This is a genomic window from Spiroplasma sp. hy2, assembly GCF_044714365.1.
GTDB classification, from domain to species: Bacteria; Bacillota_I; Bacilli_A; order Mycoplasmatales; family Mycoplasmataceae; genus Spiroplasma; species Spiroplasma phoeniceum.
The window spans coordinates 1-5,589 of the sequence record NZ_RXFZ02000059.1; the positions used below are offsets into that span (position 1 = coordinate 1).

General features: G+C 24.5%; 2 protein-coding genes. Both read right to left on the minus strand.

All coding sequences use genetic code 4. The features are described from left to right. Nucleotides 1–197: 197 nt before the first annotated feature. On the minus strand, nt 198–1,694 hold the full coding sequence (locus tag EHV01_RS02845; RefSeq protein ID WP_422066114.1) for a hypothetical protein: 1,497 nt from the start codon (nt 1,692–1,694) through the stop codon (nt 198–200). Nucleotides 1,695–1,702: 8 nt separating this feature from the next. Beyond that, nucleotides 1,703–5,368 carry an AAA domain-containing protein gene (locus EHV01_RS02850; RefSeq protein ID WP_422066115.1) on the minus strand — a complete coding sequence of 1,222 codons (3,666 nt, stop codon included), beginning with the start codon at nt 5,366–5,368 and terminating at the stop codon, nt 1,703–1,705. Nucleotides 5,369–5,589: the final 221 nt, after the last annotated feature.

Below are 5,589 nucleotides of genomic sequence, written 5' to 3' on the forward strand. Positions count from 1 at the left end.
TTAATTATTTTTTTCATTAATTATTTACCTCCATATATTAAAAATATACCTAATTTTAGGTATATTTTATAAATATCAAGAGTTTTCGACAAAATTAAAGAAAAAGTATGACAATTTTTAGATAAAATGTTATAAAATAAGATTTTTCTAAATATTTAATTAAAAAAGTGCTATTAAGATTAACTTAATAGCACTTTTTAACTAATTGTCTCTTCGAAAATAGTTTGAATATTATTTAATAAGTTTCCTTTAATATATGTTAATTCATTATCTAATAAATGACAACTAGTTTTAACATCATATCATAGGACATGGTCATTAATTGTTGTTTTTTTAAAGTTAATTTTATTAATATTTTCTTTTAATAATTCTAATAGTTTATCACTTTCCAAATGATCAATAATTAAATTAATTGCTTGTTGATTTGAAGTAAATTTATATCCTTCAAAAAAGTTAATAAAATTCATTGCATATTCTTCTTTTCATTTTGGGTTTGTTGAAAAAATATAATCTTTAAATTCAAATAAATGCATTTTTTGATTAAATGATCAATAAAAAGCTTTAATTTGACTAATAACTTCTGGACTAATTTGTAATTTTTTTTCATTAACATTAAAAGTTGAACTTAAAAATTGCATAAATAAATTAAGAATAATGTTTTCAGCAGCTGTTTTAACTTCTTTATGATATTTATCAAGGTTCTTTTGAATTAAAGGAACATCATAAAATAAATTATAATCAATTAAAAAGGCATACTTAATCCGGTTTCGTAAATAATTATCATACAAAGCTTGATAAATTTTTTTATTCACAATTACATTACTATAATAATTTGTAATTAATTTATCATTAATTGGTAAAGCTAATAAATAATCAATAAAAAACTTATTCAACCCTTGGTACTGAAACGGCATAATTTGATGATATGATAAAAAATATTTTCGATATTGACTAATACTCATTTTTCGTCAAATTGCTTCAGAACTAGTTGGATTAGAAAAATCAAATGTTAACTTTTCTGATTTAACAGTTGTTCATTCCGAAGGTTCTTCGTCAATTGGTTCAGGGTCATCTTTTAAAATAATATTCCGTTTTGTTGGGTCAATATAATTATCGTCATCATTTGTCATAATATGTTGTTTGTTAAATTTAAAATATTTTTCTTCATTAGAAGAATTATTAACTATTAAATCAGGAATATCATGTAAAGCAATTACAGGTTTTTTCTTTTCATTTTTAATTGGATATAATAACTGAATAAAATTGAAATACCGGTCTGGGAAAGATAGACTACTAAAATCAATTGTTTTGCGTTGTGATGTTGCTTTTGCTGTTAGTTCAGATTTTTCTTTTTGTTCAAAATTAGAACTTAACTTCGCAATTGGCTTTGTTGAAGGCGACACAGATGGTTCAACTATATCTTCTTTTTCTTGTTCTTGTCGACTAAATGATTCTAATGTTTCATTACCAACATAATGATATCCGCGGAGAAAAATAACCCGGTTATCTTTTAATAATGTAATAAATTGATTTGCCTGGTCAGAAGTTACGGTTGGAAAATAAGTATGAATTAAATTTAATAATTCTGCTTTAATAATCCGATTACCATTTTTTGGTAAATATGTTTTAAATAAATATATTTCTAAATCCTTAAGATTTTTCATTTTTTTAATTTTAGTTAAATCAAATTTCATAAGGCCTCCTATTTACCAATAATTTTTTGGACAATTCTATTAATAATATCTGCTTGGTAATTTTTAAATAACCAATTACTATGTAAAATTGCTTCAATTTTTCATCCACGGTCAACCAAATACTTTTGACGATAAAAATCATATTCTTTTTGTTCAACCCCAATTGGATATGTTAAATCATCACAAATAATGCCTAATACATAATGGTCATTTTTCTGATCATATACTGTAACATCAATTTGATAAGTTCCTTGCACTGTATATGTTGCAATTTGATAATGTTCATAACCATTTAAGGCTGCTGTTAAAGCAGTGGCAACTTCTGTTGTAAATTGTCGGTTAATTTTAGAAATTTGCTGTTCTTGGTCATAACTTTTTGCTGTTGTTAACTTTGCTAATACTTTGTCTTCTTGATCTTTACCACGGTTTAATTGTTCAACATATTTCAAATAATATTTAAAGTACCGCGGACCAGGATGTTTTGAATCTTCTGAAATTAATGCTGATGGAAATGACTTAACAATATAAATTTTTTCTTTAGCCCGCGTAATTGCCACATTTAAGCGATTCTCACCACCTGCTTGCGATAAAGGACCAAAAAATTGTGCAAATTTATTATTTTCATCTCGGGCAAAACCAATTGAAAAAATAATAATATCACGTTCATCACCTTGAATATTTTCAAGATTTTTAACAAATAATCCTTCATTACGACCATTATGCATTCGATGTAATTCTTGTTCTAATGCTGGTATTTTTTCAAATTCCGCAGTTAAATATTGTCAAATTAAGTTTTTTTGCACTTCATTAAAAGTAACAACCCCTATTGTTTCTTGTTGTTTTCGAGTTGTAATAATTTCTTTTAGTAACATAACAATTCGTTTTGCTTCAGGAATATTCCCGCGGTTTTTTCATACCCCATCGGGAACATCAATTAATTTTAATGGAAAATCTTTTTTTGTCTTATTTGAAATCATAATTAAATTATTATCATAGAAAGCAGCATTTGAAAAATTAATTAATTCACTATACTTTGACCGGTAATGGAATCGTAACATACTAGAATTATATTGCTTACTAGCAAAATCAAGTAAACTCTTATCAGTTAAGGTTGTTTCAAGGGATAATAATTCTTCGTTTTGTTCTAATCCATCATAATCAAACCGGGATGAAAAGAAATTTGTTGGTCCTAATTGTTTTTTATCCCCAGCAACTAAAATTCGTTCTGCCCGATAAATAATTGGAATTGCGCGCTCAACAAAAATTTGTGATGCTTCATCAAAAATTAATTGGTCAAATTCTTGATGATTTAATGGTAATAATTGCGAGGCAATATCTGGAGTTACCATAATAACAGGAAATAAAATTTTAATTAATTCATAATTATTTTTAAAAAAATAAGTAATTGACCGTTTTGTTTTCTTTCGACATTCTTCAATAATTTTAGGCAGTGTTTCAATATAATTTGCTTTAATAACATCTCGAATTTGTTGATGGTATAAATAAGTTAAATATTCCGTTGTATTAACCATTGATTGATTGCTTAATTTAGTTAGTTCTTCTCGTCAATTTAAAGTTCCAACTTTTAATAACTCAGCATGTTCTGATTGAAAACAATGAACAAAATAATGTTGATAAATTAATGGCATATCTGCTTCAGTTTTAACAACAGTTCCTAAGTAAGCATATAAGTCATAATTTTTGTCTTCCCGACGAAGACGATCATTTTGGTCAATCAATTCTAAACGATTAACAAAATAATCAATATTTTTAAATTCCCTTGTTAATGCATCAATTAAAGCTGCTTCCTCAATTTTAAATAAATTAAATTTATTTTCATCAACACTATTAATCGTATAACTAACAATATTATTTTTTAATACATTAAATATTAAAGCTAAAAATTTATGTGGTTTTAAACCTTCTGCTTTTTTTAACATTTTTTTAAATTCTTTTGCTCGAAAACGATGATAAATTTCTGCAAAATGCGGAAAATCATTAAACAATGCTAAAAATTTTTGAACTATAATTGTATTTTGATACATTCGATGACAATGACGATAATAATCTTCATATTCTAATTCAAAATAATAAAATTGACTTAATAATTCAAAATCTAATGATAATGGATGGTCCTTAACATTATTTAAAAATTGTAAATAATCTTGATAAGTATTTTGGCGCGCAAAAATTTTATATTTCTTAATATTATCAAATAACTGATCCATTTTAGTTAGATACATTGCACTTTCTACTTCTGGATATAATTGATTAATATTATTAATACTATCTAAAATTTTTTGATAAAAACTCTCTTTTTCTTCTAAGTTAGTAATCATTAAACAATAATTTTGAATTTTTTTCATATTATTATAAACAACTTTAATTGCATCTTGTTTTTCCGCACAAAATAGAACACGTTCCCCACGACATAAATTATTAACAATTAAATTACTAATTGTTTGAGATTTTCCTGTTCCAGGTGGTCCTTGAATAATTGTATTTTTTTCTAATGCTTTCTTAATGGCCACTTTCTGGGAAATATCATAATTGTTAATTGCCATTACTGTTCTTTCATTTAATTCTTCTTGATATCGCAGTTGGTTTTCTGCTCAATCCTCCTCAATATTATATTCATTTTGAAACATTTGACTAACAGAATGATCAGAAATTTTCTCTAAATCACAATAATCACGATATAACGTTGTTGATGAAATATTATACATTCCAAGATAACAATCAAAAACTAATCCTAAATTATTAACTTGATAATTATTAATTAAATATTTATCAAAGTTATTAACAACAATATTAGAAGATAATTGCTCATTTTGTTTGTAGTAATTTAAATTGTATAAATAATTTATTTTATCTTCATTTTTAATCTTAAATCCTAATGTTTTTAAATCAGTAATTGCTTTTTGAAAAATATCATTTGTTAAAGTTAGGGAATCAAAACTAAATTCTGCAACATTATAATTACTATCTTTAATTTGACTTAAGCGAATTGCTGAATTTAATAAAATTTCATCATGTTTTGTTGCTAAAACAATTTTAGTTTTTGTGCGACTAAGTTCATTAAGTGGTCACAATAATAATGGCGCACGAAAAAATTTTTGTGATTGTGTTAGTCCTTCAATGTATGGTCAACCAATATATAATGGATTAATGTTTCGTTCAAAGTAATATAATTTAGCATCTTGTAAAATTCGTGTAAATTTATTAAAAATTTTTGTTGTTTCTTCACTAATAATTTTTTCTAATTTTAATAAGCTTTCCTCACTAACTTTTTTTCCATCTTTCTTAACAAACAATGTAAAAATAAATTCAAGAATTTTTGAATAATGCAAAATGGGATACTTATTAAATGCATGTTGCTTTAAGTGTAAAACAAATTCTGCATCATTTTTACTTTTATTAATAATTCATCCAACGTAACCACAAATTTCCCTAATTGTTTCTCCAGATAATTTAGTAATAATAAGATTTTCTTTCTTATTAATATTTTTTCAAACTTTTTCTGGGTCTTGGTTTGATAAAAATAATAAGTCTAATAAATTAATAATATTTTTACTTTTTGTGTTAATTTTGGTTAAAAAAATGTCTCCCACTGATTTATCATTTAATAGTCGTTTTTTATACTCACTTAAAATCGTTAGAATATTTTTTTTCATAGTCTTTCTCTTCCTATTAATATTACTTATATTAGCACATTTGTTAAAAGTTGTAAATTATTGTAGAAAAGCAAATGTCTTAAAAATAAAATTTTATGAAATAAATTTAGTTAAAAACTTTAATTTTGTCGAAAACTCTTGATGAAATAAAAAAAATCATCAATATGACAATTTGAAAACTAATTTTGTGTAAGATTATGATTTTGCTTTAAATTTTTTAA